Raw genomic sequence first — 12,757 nt, 5'->3', positions numbered from 1 at the left:
CCAAGTAGATTTTGAAAGGACCCTCAGAATGGTTGCGAATGGTCAGTCTTCTCGTGAAGTCGTCATCCTCAGCGGCGCGCGGCTGCCCCAGGGCAAGCTGCTCGGTTCGCTGACACCCTTCACCGCCGCCCAGCTTGGGCAGATCGCGGTCAAAGCCGCCGTCGAGCGCAGCGGTATCGACGTCAACGACATCGACGAATTGATCGTCGGGCAGGTGCTCGGCGCAGGCGCGGGGCAAGCCGTGCCGCGCCAGATCTCCATCGGCGCGGGCCTGCCGACGCACATCGGCGGCATGACGGTGAACAAGGTCTGCGGCAGCAGCCTCAAAGCGGTGATGCTGGCCGCCGGACTGATCCGCGCGGGCGACGGCGACGCGTACATCGCGGCGGGCGTGGAGAGCATGACCAACGCGCCGTTCATGGATCTCAAGGGTCGCCAGGGGCATAAGTACGGCCCGTTCGAGATGAAAGACGCGATCATGTGGGACGGCCTGTGGGACCACATCGAAGACTGGATCATGGGCGAAGCCGCCGAGCTGATCGCGCGTGAATACTGCCTGACCCGCGAGGAACTGGACGAATTTTCCGCCCGCAGCCACCGTCTCGCGCACGAGGCGACGGTCGAGGGCCGCTTCAAGAAGGAAATCGTGCCGGTCGAGATCCCCGGTCGCAAGGGCCAGGTGACGATCTTCGACCAGGACGAATCGATCCGCCCGGACACCACGCCCGACGTGCTGGCGAAGCTGCGCCCGGCGTTTTTGGCGGACGGCGTCGTGACAGCGGGCAACGCGCCCGGCCTGAATGACGGCGCGGCAGCGCTGGTGGTCACCAGCCGCGAGTACGCCGAGGCGCACGGTCACAAGCCAATGGCGCGCATCGTGGGCTATGGGCAGGCGGCAGACGAGCCGAAGTTCCTGTTCCGCGCGCCGGTCGCGGCGATGCCCGTGGCGCTGAAAAAGGCCGGCTGGACGATGGAGGACGTGGACCTCGTGGAACTGAACGAAGCGTTCGCGTCGCAGGTTCTGGCCGACGTCAAGGGCCTGGAGCAGAACGGGCATCACCTGCCGCTCGAAAAGCTGAACGTCAACGGCGGCGCGATCGCCATCGGCCACCCCATCGGCGCGTCGGGCGCGCGCGTGCTGGTCACGCTGATCCACGCGCTGGAGCAGCGCGGCCTCAAGCGCGGGCTGGCGGGCCTGTGCCTGGGCGGCGGTGAAGCCGTGGCGATGGCCGTGGAGCTGGAAGACTGACCCTGAGCCGATGACTGTCGCGCCGTGACAGGCGGCGCGTAGACATAACTCCCTCCTCAAGGAGCGGCCCCGAGACGACCGGGGCCGTTCCCGTTTAAAGCGGCGGCGCGCGGTGATTTGGTGCGGCGCGCGCGTATAAGGGTCTAGAATAGGCAGCCGGAATCATTCAGCGCGCGATGCGCGCAATAAGGGAGGACAAACGATGTACGAAAATCTTGCGCCGCGTATGGCGGAGGTTCTGACGGCGTACTGCCTGCCGGTTCAGAAGGGTGATTACGTGGGCATTGTGGCGAGCACGATCGCGGAGCCGCTGATCGTCGCGCTGTACGAAGCGGTGCTGCGGCGCGGCGGGCATCCGTCGGTGCACGCGATGCTGCCCGGCCTGAACGACCTGTACTACCGCCTCGCGGACGATCACCAGCTCGACTTCATGGACCCCGTGCCCTACTACGCGATGGGCGAATACGACGTGCTGTACCAGATCATCGCGCCCAGCAACAAGAAGGCCCAGACCGGCGTCGATCCCCAGCGGGCCGCGCGCAGCCAGAAGGCCAACCGCCCGTACGTCGAGCGCTACTTCAAGCGCATCGAGGAGGACGATCTGCGGTGGAACATCTGCGCGTGGCCGACGCAGGCCGCCGCGCAGCAGGCCGAAATGAGCCTGCTGGCCTACACCGAGTTCATTTACAACGCCTGCGGGCTGGATCACGACGACCCGGTGGCCTACTGGGAGGGCATCAAGAGCCGCCAGCAAAGGCTGGTCGAGTGGCTGGCGGACAAGAGCCACGGGCACTACAAGGGGCCGGGCATCGACATCACCTTCGAGTTTGGCGGGCGCAAGTGGATCAATTCGTGGGGTGAAAACAACTTCCCCAGCGGCGAGATCTTCACCAGCCCGATCGAGGATTCGGTCAACGGCACGGTGGCGTTCAGCTTCCCGACCGTCTACGGCGGGCGCGAGATCAACGGCGTGCGGCTGACGCTGCGCGACGGCAAGGTGGTCGATGCCAGCGCAGAGAAGGGCGAGGACTACCTGATCAGCCAGCTCGATTTGGACGAGGGCGCGCGCATCGTGGGCGAGATCGCCATCGGGACCAACAACGGCATCCAGCAGTTCGTCGGCGAAACGCTGTTCGACGAGAAGATCGGCGGCTCGATTCACATGGCGCTGGGCCAGGGTTTTGAAGAGGCGGGCGGATCTAACAAGAGCGCCGTGCACTGGGACATGGTTCACAACATGCGCAACGGCGGCGAGATCACCATCGACGGCGATCTGTTTTACCGCTCCGGCGAGTTCCTCGTCGGGTGATCGCGCTCGTTCGTCGGAACATGCTTTGGCAAGGACGCGCAGCGGGCGGAGTCGTGCCCGCCCGCTGCCGTATTGCTCTCTCTCTTAGGGGCTGTGAAGTTACAGGCCTCCGTCCCCTGGCCCCATGCAAGCGTCGGGAAATAACAGTCGTTCGTTTTTAGTGGTCAGTCACGAGCAAGAGCAAAGGCAAACGCGACCTCACCCCCAGCCCCTCTCCAGTCTGGGCTGGAGAGGGGAGACAAGCAGCGCCCAATGGGGTTTTGTAGGGGCGGGTTTGTCCGGATTTAAAAGTTGAAGAGCATGACCCGCCCCTACGGATCGCGGGATAATAGACGTGTGAGCAACCAGTTTTCTCGCTCGAAAAGTGCATAACGACTTCTAGGGGATCACGTCATCGCGCAGGATCGCAAACACGCGCAGATCCTGGTACCGGCCCAGGTTGTACCAGACCTGCCGCGCCGTGCCCTCGTACGTGAAGCCGCATTTTTCCGCGACGCGCGCCGAGGCGACGTGGTCGGGGTGGATCATCAGCCGGACGCGGTTGATCGGCTTCGTCTCGAACAGGTAGCGCACCATCAGCCCCAACGCCTCGGTCATGGCCCCTTTGCCGGACTGGTCCGGTGCATACAGGCGGTAGCCGATCTCATACTCGTGCAGGTAGTTCACCGTTTTGAAGAACTCGATCTCACCGAGGATCTCGTCACCGGCATTGACGATCAGCAGCATGCCTTCGGTGTCGCCCCAGTACCCGCTGTCGTAAAAGCGTTTCCTGAACGTGGACTGCGATACGACGTCGCGCGGGTAGAAGTCGCCGCGCGTGTCGATGTCGATGTGGTACTGGTACAGGCGATCCAGGTCGGCTTCCAGCACGGGACGCAGCGTGATGATCTTGCCTTTGAGCATCGGTGACCTCCTGTGTGCGGCGCGGCGACGAGCGTTCTGCCGCCGTGTCTGCCATCAAACGGCGCTAACCGAGCTTGCGCCGGAAGAACTGCACCATCTCGTCCAGCGCGTCCTGCGCCACCTCGTCGTCACGCAGTTGGCCGTTTTCCAGCATGAAGCCGTGCGGCTCGCCGTAATACACCTTCATCTCGAACGCCTTGCCCGCATCCGTCAGCTCGGTCGCGTACTGGTAGATGTCCGCGATGGGGCTGGCGCTGTCTGCCGTGCCGTGCAGGATCAGCATCGGCGCGTCGAGCTGGTCGATCAGGCTGGCGGGCTGCGTCGCGCCGCCGTAGGGGAAGCCGTACCATGCCACGCCCGCGCCGAAGTCCTCGATCTGGGGCAGGAACAGCATCGTATAGCGCCCACCCGCGCAGAAACCGGTCAGGCCCAGACGCTCCGCATCGACGTCATCCCGTTCGCCCAGAAACGCGATGCTGTCGCGCAGGAGCTGGCTCACAGTGTCGTCGCTGGGGTCCTGCTGGAAGGTCTGCCAGCCGACGGCCAGCACGACGAAGCCCTGCGCCGCGAAACGGTCGGTCATGGTGCGGTAGCCTTCTTCCAGCCCCCGGAACGAGTGCACCAGCACGATGCCAGGGTAGGGGCCGCCCTCCGCCGGGGCCGCCAGATAGGAGTCGTACGCCTGCCCGCCGCTCGTGATCTCCACGTCTTCGCTGGTCACATCCATCTCTTCCGGCCCCTGCGCCATCGCCGCACCTGGAACCAACAGTAAGCAGCCCAATGCCAATACGATCCACGACTTCTTCATCAATAGACTCCTTTTTTATCACTTATATTTATATATTAAGTGATTTTTCCACCTTACCGGACATATTCCCATCAAACGCTAAGGCTTTTTAAAGGCAGGACTTCGGCGCGATTGCGCTCGTTATGCGCCTGCGCTATCGTGGGCGGTGAGTCGCGTGTGTGGAGGGGGGAATCCCGATGAGCGTACGCCGTGTGACCGTACTGATGAGTGTGCTGCTGGCCCTGAGTCTGGCTGCGTGTGGAGGGGACGAGGAGGCTGCGACCGCCGTGCCGACCCAAGCCCCGCCCGTATCGCCTGTGGTGGTGACGATGACGCTGCCGCCGGGTCGCACGCTGCCGCCGACGTGGACGCCGGAGGCGAGCCTGACGCCGCCGCCTGACCGTCCCACGCTGGAAGTGACGGTCGACCGGGCTACGGCGACGTCGTTCACGCTGCCGACGCTCACGCCGACCGCGACCGGAACCGCCGCACCTGAAGGCGAGGCCGGGGCGGCAGTGGAGAACGCATCCGGCCAGATCGAACTGGTGCTGACCGAAACCGCGATCAATGAGGTGCTGGCGACCGCGATGGCCCCGGCAGTGGGGGCGTACTTCGCCGCTGCGCCGCAGGCCACGCTCGGATCGGGGCGCGTCAGCCTGCAAGTGCCGCTGCTGACCACGATGGGCGATACCGGCTCGCAGCTAAATATCACCGTCGAAATGGACCTCACGGTTTCCGGCGGGCGCGTCCAGGTAAACCTGTGGCGCATTTACGTGCAGAGCACCGGCGCGGATTACGTGACCGACCTCGGCGGCGACGTCGTGGCCGAGCTTCAAGACCAGATCGACCAGTTTTTGCTGGCGTCCGTCGGGGCTGACGTGCAGTTTTCGGTGCTGTCCGCCGTGGTGCAGCCGGGCCAGATCGTCTTCGAGATCGAGCGCGCCGACGCCGCGCCCGCGCCCTGATAGACTCGATTTGGCCCTGTTTTGAGGGAGGAATAACTGCCAAAAGCTATCAAGGTCCGGGTCCGGTAGCTTTTGAGAGAGCGACACGTGTATAACTTGTGCCATCAAGCGCAAACACATGCACAGTGCGCCGCCAGCCGACCGGCTGCCCCGCACCCTGGCACTGTAAACTGACCAGAGAGGGATGGAATACAATGGATATCACCCGGAATTGGCGACTGAAGATGACTCGCGGCCAGATGTTTGCAGCGCGCTGCCCCGAGACCGGCACGGTCATTCTGCCGCAGCAAACCAGTTTTGCATCGCACGGCCAGCCCGTCGAGCTGTATTTCTTCGATCTCGATGGCAGCGAGCCGGTTCAGTTGGCTGAAGTCGAAGCGGATTACGCCCGCGCCGCTGCTCGCTAGAAGCGAGGATGGCCAGCCCGATGAGCACGCAAGAAAGCAGCCCGCACCAGCAGCAGGTCCAGCAGCAGCTCGACTTTTGGGATCAGTTCCGCCACGCGCAACCCTTCGAGCACGAAGGCGGCGTTGAGGTGTTCCCCCTGTCGGGCCACGGCACAGTCTACAGCTTTACCACGGTGACCCAGCCGCCCGAGGCGTTCGAGGCGCAGTCGCCGTACCTGCTGGCGCTGGTGCAGTTGGATGAGGGTCCGCTCGTGACGGCCCAGCTTACCGACGTGGACGGCCCGGTCGAGATCGGGATGCGCGTCGAGATGGTGATCCGTAAGCTGCGCACGGACGGGGACCGGGGCATCATCGTTTACGGGCCGAAATTCCGGCCCGAACTGCGCGCGGCCAACGCCTGACACGCGATTGTCACAGGACAAACGAAAACCGCCTGGCTCACATCGAACCGGGCGGTTTTTTTCTGCGCTCTGATCGCGCGTTTTATTCCGCGCTGACGCCGATCAACGTTTCATTGAAGAATCCGATCACGCGCTGCTCGTACTCGTCCGGGTAGCGGTTCAGCGCGCCCGTGTGCGTCGCGTCCGGCGCGACCCACAGTTCGGCCCGCGCGCCAAGCGTCTCCGCGAACAGCTCGTTGAAGTCCACTTCCAGCGCGTTGCTGCCGCCCGCGATCAGGTAAAAGCGGGTGTTTTCCGCCTGCTGCATCGAGTTCAGCAGCGGCGGCTCCGGCGGATCGTCCCCGGTGAGCACCTGCACCGTGGCGTACATCACGCGCGCCGTGTAGCTGCGCACCAGCGACCGCTCGGAGGGCAGCGCGCGCAGTTCTTCGGTACAGCGGCGGGTCGCGCCGTCCGCCACGATGGCCTGCATCGCGGGAACGGTGGACGCCGCGCCCAGCAGCACCTCGCCGCCCATCGACAGGCCCAGCGCGCCGATGCGTTCCACGCCCGGCTGTGACTGGAGATACGCGGCGGCGGCTTCGATGTCACGCGTGCCCTGCCAGCCCAGCTTATTGACCGCGCCTTCGCTTTCGCCGTGCCCGCGCAGATCGATCGCCAGCACGCCGTAGCCGTGCCCCGCCAGCAGATCCGCGTAGCGCCGCACGCCCTCGCGGGAGTTGCCCGCGCCGTGCACGAGGACGATCGCTGCGCCGTTTCGGGTCGGCGTGTACCAGCCCGCCAGCGTGACACCGTCGCTCGTTTCCAGCGCGATCTCGTTGAACCCGTCCGGCGCGACCCCGACTGAGTCCTTGATCGGGAAGACGGCGACGATGCCCATCACGACCGGGAAAACGACGTATAAGCCGATGATGACCAGGACGAACAACACACCCAGCCAGCGGAAGGCGCGCTTACGGCGCGAAAAGGTGATGGTCATAGGGTCCCCCTGATGGATTGTACGAATGCGGCGCAGCCGGGCCGGGGAATCAGTGGTGTGGTACTTGGGGTGGAAAGTGCGCCCGTGCTGCTGCCTCACTGGATAGTACGCGGGCCTTCGTGCCAAAGTTGCTGCGTTGGCGCAAAAAACAAGTAAAAAGAAAAAGGAGCGAACGCCTTGAGCGCCCGCTCCTGAGTCTGCGATGGAAGCCGGGATGGACTTACTGCCAGTTCTTCAGCAGTTTGGCGGTTTCTTCCGCGTGGCCGGTCTCATCCAGGATCATATTTTCAAGCTGGACGGTCAGGCCCTTGTCGCCATATTCCTCGGCCTGCTTGGCGCGCTCGGTGTAGCCCTTGATCGCGCCGCGTTCGGCTTCGAGAATGGCTTCGAGCATGCTGTGCGGGTCGGCGGCATCCGGCACGGCGCGCGCGGTGGTCGTCGGAACGCCGCCCAGGGACGCGATTTTGTCGGCCAGGAACTGCGCGTGGCCCAGTTCATCCGGGATCTCGGCCTGCATGAACGTGACCAACTGGGGACGCCAGGGGCCGGTCACGCGGGACGAGTAGGTGAGGTACTGAATAATCGCTTGCAGCTCGCCCGAGAGATCTTCGTTCAGCGCATCAATCAGTGCTTGCTTGTCCATGATTCAAAATCTCCTTCTAGATACGCGGTGCCATCCGGTTGACCGTGCATAGGTGAAGTCACACATAACCTAGAACTAAATCGATTGTATGAAATCTCACCTAATCCTGCCATAAGCGTCGTGTTAGAGGAACGGGCAGGCGGCTCAGCCGGCGGCGGGCAGCGCCGGGCAGATCCAGCGCACGTCGAACGCCGGGTCTGGCGTATCCATGCACAGCGAGACGCCGGGGATCGCCAGCGTGACGAAGTACACGCGCCCCTCGACCGCCACGTTGATCGGGTTGGCGGGCGCGCCGTTCACGCGCGCCCACAGATCCCGCAGCGTCTCGCCCTCGATCTCGACACCCACCGCGGCGGCCTCGGCGTCTACGTCCACGGCCAGGCGCGCCATTTCCGCCGGATCGGGATTGTACTCGGCGGCCATCGGGCCGTGCAGCCACAGGTATGCCCGCTCCGGCACGTAGCCGCGCACGTCTACCGCTTGTTCCGGCAGGGCGAGGATTGTTTCGAGCAGTGCCTGGAAACCGGGCGGCCCCTGCGTGGAGACGGCGACCTGTTTGGGGGCGGCGTCGGGCAGATCGATCACCAGATAGGTGACGGGCAGCGGCGCGGCTTCGGCGTAACGCGTGTCCCACGTGCCGAAGCCGGACGCGATCACCTGCTGGAGCAGGGTTTGCATCACGTCGGGCGGCAAGCGGCCTTCCATCATGACGCGCTCATAGTACGGGGTCTCGCTCGCCAGCCACACGATGCGCCCGTCCGCCCAGAGTTGCAGCGGCGGGATCAGGTTGGGCGCGGAATACGGTCCCGGCTGGCGCTCCGGTCCCCAGTAGCGCAGGATCAGCGCGGCGGGCGCGCCGTCCGGCGCGATCCAGCCGGTTGCGGGCGTGGGCGAGGGCGACGCAACAGCGTTCAGGTAAGCGGCGTGAGGAGTCCCGGTGCGGAACGCGCCCAACAGCAGGATTACCGCCAGCAGTGGGGCGAGGATGGGAAGTCGTGAAAGGGTGGCCCGGCGCATAACAGCGATCTCCCGAATCGGTGCGGTGGCGATCCCAAGCGTGTGTTATGCCCATTGTAGGCCAGAACGCGGCTCCGTCCCTGCCTGCTGCCCCGCGTTCGCCCGGCGCTGAGGGCGGGGTTTCCGCTCAGCGGCCTGTTAAAACCGCGTTTTTGCCTTTAAAACCCAAAAAGCCTGTGGCGAAAGCACAGGCTGTCAGGTGCAGCGATCGGAGGAGCAGCGCGAACTAGCCGCGGCGTTCCTTCAGGCGGGCAGCCTTGCCCTGGCGGTCGCGCATGTAGTAGAGCTGGGCGCGGCGCACCTTGGCATGGCGCATGACTTCGATCTTCTCGACGCGCGGGCTGTTGAGCAGGAAGGTACGCTCAACACCGACGCCGTGGCTTGCCATGCGGCGCACGGTGAAGTTGGCATCGTTGCCGCCCTTGCGCAGGCGAATGATCACGCCCTGGAAGACCTGGATACGCTCGCGGTTGCCTTCGACGATGCGGACGTGAACGCGCACCGTGTCACCCGGAGCCAGTTGGGGAAGATCGGTGCGTGTGACTTGCAGGGCCTGAATAAGGTCGGTCATTGGATGGTTCCTTTACACTTACGCGGCTCGTAGCGGGCCGCCCGTTAATTGGCGTATAATCAACGTATCATCAAGGCGGCCACAGGAAAAAAAGGTCAGCCTTTGGCGGCGAGCATTGTAGCATAGCCGACCCCGGTTTTCAATGGCGGGCTTCGCTTCCGATCCGGTCCCGTGCGGGGCACTAGGACTTCCGCGACGCTTGTGCAGCCAATTCACTGATGGTAAACTGCCAGACACCCCTTTGTGATGGGAAATGGCTTGGCGGACCAAGCTTGCAGGAGAGAAGACGATGCGGGCAAATAGACGTCACGCGGTAGGGCTGGCCCTAATGGGCATGCTGATCCTGTCGGCTTGCTACCGGCCAGCCGGACAGGATCTGGAGCCAACCGCGGTGGGGCAGGCCGGCAGTGCCGCGACAAACACCCTGGCTCCCCTACCGACGGAGCCGCCAGCCGCAACCGAAGTCGTGGCTGAGGTCACCGAAGCGGTGATCGAGCAGGTGCCGGTGGTGACCGAAGAAGTGATCGGATCGCCTACGGCGGAACAGGTGACGCTGCCGCCATCGCCGCTGCCCGCCGAAACAGAAGAAGTCGCGGCGATGCCCGACGGCCAGGGCGGCGCGCAGGCACAGGATCTGCCGACCCAAACGCAGGTCGTGGCGATGGTCCCGACCTTCACCGAAAGGCCGCTGCCGACCAATACGCCGCTGCCCACGTCGTCACCGACGCCGCAGCCGACCCAGACGCCGATTATCATCACCGCCACATTCCAGCCCACGGCGACGCCGACGACTAATCCCCTGTTCGGCATTCCAGCGGGGGCCAGCCCGGTTCCGTTCGACCGCCCGTTCCCGACCTTCACGCCGTCTCTGACCGGCGGGGGCCAGGAAGCGATTCCGCTGGCGGAACAGACGACTCAGGCGGGCATCGTGGACGGCCAGGGCGGGCAGGCCGATCTGCCGGCGGAGACGCCGATCGCCATCGCGCAGCAGCCCACGCTGACCACCAACCAGATGACGGCGACCTCGGTCGTTTATCAGGCGACGGCCCGCGCCGCCGCGACGCTCGGCACGATCCTGCCGCCGCTGGCAGCGGATGGGCAGGGCGGCCAGACCGATCTACAGCAGCCCGGTGTTACCACACAGCAGCAGGTGCTGCCTACCGCCACGCCGACGGTGACGCCCGCTCCGGCGAACTGCGGCCAGCATTTGATCACCCCCGGCGAGACGCTTTCGTACATCGCGGTTCAGTACGGTGTCACCACGCAGCAGATGGCGCAGGCTAACAACATCACCAACCCGGACCTGATCAAAGCAGGCGATTCGCTCACCGTGCCGTGCCCGCAGGCGGCGACCACAACCACGACGACGACCGATACCAGCGGCCAGGGCGGCCAGACGACCACCACAACCGGCGGACCGACCGTGCACGTGGTCCAGGCGGGCGAGAATATCTACCGCATTTCGCTCCAGTACGGCATCACCATGTCCGAGCTGTTGGCAGCGAATGGGATGTCTGCCGCGAATATGAACCTGATCAGCGTCGGGCAGGAGCTGGTGATCCCGCGCACCACGACCACCGTCGTACCGACGGCGGCTCCGGTGGTGCCCACCGCGACCCCGTTCCCGACCCTCGCGCCGCAAGGGGCGACGACGGGCTAGCGCGTTCAGCGACAATTGATGTGGGGAGCGGCGTCGCTGGACGGTGTCGCTCTCTTTTTTTGGATACAATAAAGGTATCAACCGCAGCCAGAAACAGGTGATAGTCATGGATCGACTCAGCGAGCAGGTCACGGCATCTAAAACGGTCTTCAACGGCAGATTGATCGATCTGCACGTGGACACGGTCAAGCTGCCCAACGGCGCGGAAGCCCAGCGCGAGATCGTGCAGCATCCCGGCGCGGTGGCGATGATCCCGCTGCTGGACGATGGGCGCGTGGTGATGGTCCGGCAGTTCCGGCTGGCGGCGAACAAGATCACGCTCGAAATTCCGGCGGGCACCCTGCACGGCGGCGAAGATCCCGCCGAAGCCGCCGCCCGCGAGCTTCAGGAAGAGATCGGGTTCAAGCCCGGCAAGCTGGTGCGGCTGGGCGGGCATTACACCGCGCCCGGCTACACGACCGAGTACATTCACCTCTATCTGGCGACGGAGCTGGAAAGCTCGCGGCTGGACCTGGACGAAGACGAGTTTCTGGAAATCGAGATGATCCCGCTCGACGAGGCGCTGCGGCGCGTGGACAACGGCGAGTTCGAGGACGGCAAGACGATGATCGGCCTGATGATGGCCGCGCGCCGTCAGGCCAACGGCGCGTAGGGGCGGATTGTTGGTGTCCGAAGACGGGCGAGGGCGGGGTTGATGCGCGTTGCCTGTTAGATGCGGCAATTTACGCGCTGCCCCCATCCCCTGGCCCCTTCCCCCACGCAAGCGGAGGGAAGGGGGAAATATCCCCGCGCAACACGTGCTGCGAGGGGCTCCGGCAAGCAAAAGCCGGGCGGAGCAAGCCCCGCCCCTACGCGTTGATTGCTACGCGTGGTTTAACAACCGCTACTTTGCGCGCACCTGCGCGTATTGGGAATAGACACCAAGTGCGGCATAACGCTGCCAGCCGCCGGATGACGGGCGGCACGGGGCGGCGAGAGGATTTAACGGTATGAGCACCGATCCGCTGCTGGCGCGGACGCTGGGAAATTACGAGATTGTAGGCCGCCTCGGTCGGGGCGGTATGGCGACCGTCTACCGGGCGCACCAACTCAATATGCAGCGCGACGTGGCGATCAAGGTGATGAGCGTCGAGCTGGCCTCGAATCCGCAGTTCGTCAGCCGCTTCGAGCAAGAAGCGCACGTGATCGCTCACCTGGAACACCCGCGCATTCTGCCCGTGCACGACTACGGCCATGACGGCGACTATTTTTACATCGTGATGCGGCTGGTGGAGGGCGAAACGCTGTTCGAGCGCTTGCAGCGCGGGCAGCTTTCGCTGAAAGAAGCGGCACGCTTCACCGGGCAGATCGGGGAAGCGCTCGACTATGCCCACTCGCGCGGGATCATCCACCGCGACCTCAAGCCCAATAACGTCCTGATCGACGCCTGGGATAACACGTACCTCATGGACTTCGGGCTGGCGAAGCTGATCGCTTCCTCGCAGCAGCTTACGGCCTCCGGCGCGGTGCTCGGCACGCCCGCGTACATGTCGCCGGAGCAGTGGCGCGGCGGCGAGGTGGACGCCCGCACGGACGTCTACGCGCTCGGCGTGATGCTGTACGAGATGGTGCTCGGCCAGCCGCCGTTCGATTCCGAGACGCCCTACAGCCTGATGTACAAGCATCTCAACGACCTGCCGACCCCACCGCGCGAGATTATGCCGGGTCTGCCGCCTGCGGTGGAAGCCTGCCTGATGAAAGCGCTCGAAAAGGACCCGCCCAAGCGCTACCAGTCCGCGGGCGAGCTGGCGCGGGCGTTCCGGGCCGCTGTGGGCGAGGGCGAGGCGGAAGGCTACGAGGTTGGCGGCGAGCGCGAAGGCACGCCGC

Annotated in this window: 14 protein-coding genes; 8 read left to right on the top strand and 6 right to left on the bottom strand. The window is 64.7% G+C overall.

The window, feature by feature from the left end; translation table 11 throughout:
* The first annotated feature begins 28 nt into the window (after window positions 1–28).
* Both V7116_RS13415 and V7116_RS13410 read left to right on the top strand, forming a co-directional pair.
* Complete coding sequence (locus V7116_RS13415) at window positions 29–1,249, top strand: thiolase family protein (protein WP_324392445.1); 1,221 nt, start codon at window positions 29–31, stop codon at window positions 1,247–1,249.
* A 202-nt stretch (window positions 1,250–1,451) separates the two neighbouring features.
* Window positions 1,452–2,558: an aminopeptidase gene (locus tag V7116_RS13410; protein ID WP_324392444.1), complete on the top strand. Its 1,107-nt coding sequence runs from the start codon at window positions 1,452–1,454 to the stop codon at window positions 2,556–2,558.
* A gap of 378 nt (window positions 2,559–2,936) precedes the next feature.
* Here V7116_RS13410 and V7116_RS13405 read toward each other — a convergent pair whose 3' ends face one another.
* Together V7116_RS13405 and V7116_RS13400 are read right to left on the bottom strand one after the other, a co-directional pair.
* Entirely contained in the window at window positions 2,937–3,461 is a 525-nt protein-coding gene (locus V7116_RS13405; RefSeq protein WP_324392443.1) for a GNAT family N-acetyltransferase, read from the bottom strand.
* Window positions 3,462–3,525: 64 nt separating this feature from the next.
* Window positions 3,526–4,269 (bottom strand): dienelactone hydrolase family protein, encoded by a 744-nt coding sequence (locus tag V7116_RS13400; protein ID WP_324392442.1) that lies wholly within the window; start codon window positions 4,267–4,269, stop codon window positions 3,526–3,528.
* Between the two features lie 176 nt (window positions 4,270–4,445).
* Here V7116_RS13400 and V7116_RS13395 point away from each other — a divergent pair, with 176 nt between their 5' ends.
* The 3 genes from V7116_RS13395 (at window position 4,446) to V7116_RS13385 (ending at window position 6,021) form a co-directional block, all read left to right on the top strand.
* The gene (locus V7116_RS13395) at window positions 4,446–5,213 is read left to right on the top strand and encodes a hypothetical protein (protein WP_324392441.1); all 768 of its coding nucleotides are present in this window, start codon (window positions 4,446–4,448) and stop codon (window positions 5,211–5,213) included.
* A gap of 194 nt (window positions 5,214–5,407) precedes the next feature.
* Entirely contained in the window at window positions 5,408–5,620 is a 213-nt protein-coding gene (locus tag V7116_RS13390; RefSeq protein ID WP_324392440.1) for a hypothetical protein, read from the top strand.
* Between the two features lie 20 nt (window positions 5,621–5,640).
* The gene (locus V7116_RS13385) at window positions 5,641–6,021 is read left to right on the top strand and encodes a Zn-ribbon domain-containing OB-fold protein (RefSeq protein WP_324392439.1); all 381 of its coding nucleotides are present in this window, start codon (window positions 5,641–5,643) and stop codon (window positions 6,019–6,021) included.
* An 82-nt stretch (window positions 6,022–6,103) separates the two neighbouring features.
* Here V7116_RS13385 and V7116_RS13380 read toward each other — a convergent pair whose 3' ends face one another.
* The 4 genes from V7116_RS13380 to rplS form a co-directional block, all read right to left on the bottom strand.
* Window positions 6,104–7,000 (bottom strand): alpha/beta hydrolase, encoded by an 897-nt coding sequence (locus tag V7116_RS13380; RefSeq protein WP_324392438.1) that lies wholly within the window; start codon window positions 6,998–7,000, stop codon window positions 6,104–6,106.
* Between the two features lie 220 nt (window positions 7,001–7,220).
* Window positions 7,221–7,643: a ferritin-like domain-containing protein gene (locus tag V7116_RS13375; RefSeq protein WP_324392437.1), complete on the bottom strand. Its 423-nt coding sequence runs from the start codon at window positions 7,641–7,643 to the stop codon at window positions 7,221–7,223.
* 144 nt (window positions 7,644–7,787) lie between these two features.
* A complete protein-coding gene (locus V7116_RS13370) occupies window positions 7,788–8,660 on the bottom strand; it encodes a hypothetical protein (RefSeq protein WP_324392436.1) in 873 nt (290 codons plus the stop codon).
* Between the two features lie 226 nt (window positions 8,661–8,886).
* Window positions 8,887–9,231 (bottom strand): 50S ribosomal protein L19, encoded by a 345-nt coding sequence (rplS, locus tag V7116_RS13365; RefSeq protein ID WP_324392435.1) that lies wholly within the window; start codon window positions 9,229–9,231, stop codon window positions 8,887–8,889.
* A gap of 289 nt (window positions 9,232–9,520) precedes the next feature.
* Here rplS and V7116_RS13360 point away from each other — a divergent pair, with 289 nt between their 5' ends.
* From V7116_RS13360 to V7116_RS13350, 3 genes are all read left to right on the top strand, one after another.
* Window positions 9,521–10,891, top strand: a complete 1,371-nt coding sequence (locus V7116_RS13360) for a LysM peptidoglycan-binding domain-containing protein (protein WP_324392434.1) — start codon at window positions 9,521–9,523, stop codon at window positions 10,889–10,891.
* A gap of 106 nt (window positions 10,892–10,997) precedes the next feature.
* A complete protein-coding gene (locus V7116_RS13355) occupies window positions 10,998–11,543 on the top strand; it encodes an NUDIX hydrolase (protein ID WP_324392433.1) in 546 nt (181 codons plus the stop codon).
* Between the two features lie 337 nt (window positions 11,544–11,880).
* The coding region (locus tag V7116_RS13350; RefSeq protein ID WP_324392432.1) for a serine/threonine-protein kinase at window positions 11,881–12,757 on the top strand (877 nt) is incomplete at its 3' end.

Origin of the sequence: Aggregatilinea sp. (assembly GCF_036822615.1) — a bacterium.
In the GTDB taxonomy this organism is placed as follows: Bacteria; Chloroflexota; Anaerolineae; order Aggregatilineales; family Aggregatilineaceae; genus Aggregatilinea.
Note: the sequence above shows the minus strand (reverse complement) of the source record. Positions and strands in the feature narration are given on the sequence as shown.

Excerpts from the sequence above, each read along its gene's own strand:
- V7116_RS13415 (WP_324392445.1), top strand. The coding sequence starts at position 29 with ATGGTTGCGAATGGTCAGTCTTCTCGTGAAGTCGTCATCCTCAGCGGC.
- V7116_RS13410 (WP_324392444.1), top strand. The coding sequence starts at position 1,452 with ATGTACGAAAATCTTGCGCCGCGTATGGCGGAGGTTCTGACGGCGTAC.
- V7116_RS13405 (WP_324392443.1), bottom strand. The coding sequence starts at position 3,461 with ATGCTCAAAGGCAAGATCATCACGCTGCGTCCCGTGCTGGAAGCCGAC.
- V7116_RS13400 (WP_324392442.1), bottom strand. The coding sequence starts at position 4,269 with ATGAAGAAGTCGTGGATCGTATTGGCATTGGGCTGCTTACTGTTGGTT.
- V7116_RS13395 (WP_324392441.1), top strand. The coding sequence starts at position 4,446 with ATGAGCGTACGCCGTGTGACCGTACTGATGAGTGTGCTGCTGGCCCTG.
- V7116_RS13390 (WP_324392440.1), top strand. The coding sequence starts at position 5,408 with ATGGATATCACCCGGAATTGGCGACTGAAGATGACTCGCGGCCAGATG.
- V7116_RS13385 (WP_324392439.1), top strand. The coding sequence starts at position 5,641 with ATGAGCACGCAAGAAAGCAGCCCGCACCAGCAGCAGGTCCAGCAGCAG.
- V7116_RS13380 (WP_324392438.1), bottom strand. The coding sequence starts at position 7,000 with ATGACCATCACCTTTTCGCGCCGTAAGCGCGCCTTCCGCTGGCTGGGT.
- V7116_RS13375 (WP_324392437.1), bottom strand. The coding sequence starts at position 7,643 with ATGGACAAGCAAGCACTGATTGATGCGCTGAACGAAGATCTCTCGGGC.
- V7116_RS13370 (WP_324392436.1), bottom strand. The coding sequence starts at position 8,660 with ATGCGCCGGGCCACCCTTTCACGACTTCCCATCCTCGCCCCACTGCTG.
- rplS (WP_324392435.1), bottom strand. The coding sequence starts at position 9,231 with ATGACCGACCTTATTCAGGCCCTGCAAGTCACACGCACCGATCTTCCC.
- V7116_RS13360 (WP_324392434.1), top strand. The coding sequence starts at position 9,521 with ATGCGGGCAAATAGACGTCACGCGGTAGGGCTGGCCCTAATGGGCATG.
- V7116_RS13355 (WP_324392433.1), top strand. The coding sequence starts at position 10,998 with ATGGATCGACTCAGCGAGCAGGTCACGGCATCTAAAACGGTCTTCAAC.